The 2,386-nt window shown below is 68.4% G+C and carries 2 protein-coding genes; both read right to left on the bottom strand.

The genetic code is table 11. From position 1 onward, the window contains the following. Positions 1-1,472 (bottom strand): DUF4246 domain-containing protein (locus IE312_RS01485; RefSeq protein WP_189977519.1); only part of this gene is annotated, 1,472 nt, incomplete at its 3' end. Positions 1,473-1,695: 223 nt separating this feature from the next. After that, positions 1,696-2,386, bottom strand: a 691-nt coding sequence (locus tag IE312_RS38425; protein WP_229898844.1) for an SUKH-4 family immunity protein, incomplete at its 5' end; no start/stop codon positions are given.

Genomic DNA, 2,386 nt, shown 5'->3' on the forward strand with positions numbered 1-2,386 from the left:
TGCTCGTTGTGCTCGGCGACGAAGAACTTGCGCTCCCGCATGAGTTGTTCGCGGTGGGCCTTGGCCTGCTCAAGCGTCATGGTCGAGGTGGCGGACCATGGCTGCTGCGGTGGCACATCGGAGGTCGAGACGATTTCTTCCGACGGATCGACCAGGAAGAAGGCGAGGATCTTGCGATGGCCCGGGCGGGCGGGGTCCACGAGGCCGAACGGGCCGACGCGGTGTTGCAGGATGTTCGGGAACGCCAGACAGCGGCCCGCCGGGGTCGAGGCCGATCCCAGCACCTGGTTCAGTGCCTCCTCGTCCTCCAAGCCGTAGACCTCGCGCACACCGTTGTCGTCGTTCTGTTCGTAGTCCGGGTCGTCGACTGCCGCTCGGAAACTCAGTCGGCTTTCGGTGATGTTCTCACTGTCCCAGTAGTAGATGCCGGTCGATACGATCCGCTCGTTCACCATGCCTTCGACATGCCAGGAACCGCCGGGGTACTCGGGCCTGTCCGGGGTGAGATGGATGGTGGCGAGTTTGACGATGACCTGCAGACGGCGGCCGCGCAGGTCGACTCGGGCGGCGGCGTCGGGTACCTCGGGCGGCGTGAAGACAGGCGCGTCCGGGATGACGGGGCGGCGGTTCTCCCACCACTCGTCCTGCGCCTGTTCCCACGCACGGACTGCTTCCGCGTGGGCCTCGTCGTCACTGTAGTTGGACTTGTCCGGGTACTCTGGCTCCGAGTCGTACCACGCATAGGGATCGGCCTCGATCCGCAGGGGGCGGGGGTGGCGCAGGTCGGTGAGCACGTTCTCCCACAAGGGCCGGAAGCACGCGAACAAGTCCGGCAGGACCGAGGCCAATTCATGATGGGCCTCAGGGTGCACGTTGTTGACGTACGAGCGGAAGGTGACGCCACCGTCGTCGCTGACGTCCACGTCCGTGGGCAACCACTGGTACTTCTCGGAGAACTCGTGCTTCGAGAAGCGGTCCGTCGGGTTGTCCCAAGCCCGCTCCGGCGCGCCGCTCACGTCTCTCACCAGGCAGAACAGGGAGGGATGAACCAGGTCCAGTACCTGGCCGCCGGATCCGGGGTGCCAGTCCTTCTCGGCGTCAGGGACTTCTTCCAGAACTCGGACCGCCTCGCGCAGCCGGGACCTGAGTCGCTCGTCGACCAGTGTGTCCGACTGCCACACCCCGTCGACGGCGGACACCTCGATGCCGGTTCGTTCGTCCCGCAGCGCGGCGTAATGCGCGAGTTCGTCGATCACGTAGCGGATCTGCGCTTCGGTGAGGCCCTGGTCGATCGCCTCTCGTGTCCATCGGGCCACGATGTCGGCGTCGTTCAGCTTGTCGAACCATCCCGGCTTGGCCCGAATGTGTGAGCTGCATTCCATCATCTGCAGTTCCCGCAGGGTTCGCGGTGGCGCGAAGCATATGGAACGGGAACTCTGAAAAGGCAGCGGATAAGCAGGCAGGCCGGTCAACTCTGTTGTTCCTCCCGGTCGGTGTGCGGTGCCGGGAAGGATACGTCAGCGCACTGACACCGCAGCCGCGCGACCACGAGGCTCCGGTAGCGGCTCCGCCGACGTGAGACCGGTCCACCTGATCGAGGTCAACGGTGGCATCGTGCACAGCAGGTGACGACACCGCCGCCGGGTCCGCGTCGACGACACCCGGTCGTCCAGCGGCAGGTCCCGCCGCACGGGCTCAGTACCCGTCCACCCCCAGCTCCGTGATGCCGGCGTAGAGCCAGCTCCACACCCTGCCCGTCGCGGTGTCCTGGTCGGACAGGTCCGGGGCCAGTTCCGCCAGCACCAGTACCTCGTCGCCACCTCGGGTCAGGCGGCTGCGGATGTGCACCGTGCCGTCGTGACGGTGGAGGTACAGCTCGCCGTGGTCGGTGGCGCCGAAGGCGATCAGGTCGGCGGCGGCCACCCCGTCGGGCAGGCCCGCGTCCGGCAGGGCACCCTCCGCCGGTGGACGCAGGACGTCGAGCGGGTGGGTCTCGTACTGAGCGCTGTGGCACACCCACCAGGCGGGCAGACCGACGTCGCGCAGGTACCGCCTGCTGCCCGCGTGGCCAAGCCCCTCGGGCAGGTCGCTCTCGGCGATGCGCACCACGTGCCGTGCGCCGCCGAAGGCGTCGTCGACCCGGGCCGCGGTGAGCGGACCCGTGGGCCGCCGCACGGCGGGGGCCGGTCCGGGCGGTGGTTCCTCCGCCGAGGAGGTGTCCAGGCCCGTACCACGCGGCCAGTCCCGCAACGCGTCGGCGTCCGTCTCCACGACCGCTATGCCGTGCACGCTCGCGACGAGGTGCCGGGTCCGGCCGCCGTCCCTCGCGAAGGCCACGGCACCCCGCCACTCCTCCGGGAGGAACAGGTCCAGGTCGTACAGCGCG

This window comes from Streptomyces capoamus (genome assembly GCF_014654935.1).
Lineage (GTDB): Bacteria > Actinomycetota > Actinomycetes > Streptomycetales > Streptomycetaceae > Streptomyces > Streptomyces capoamus.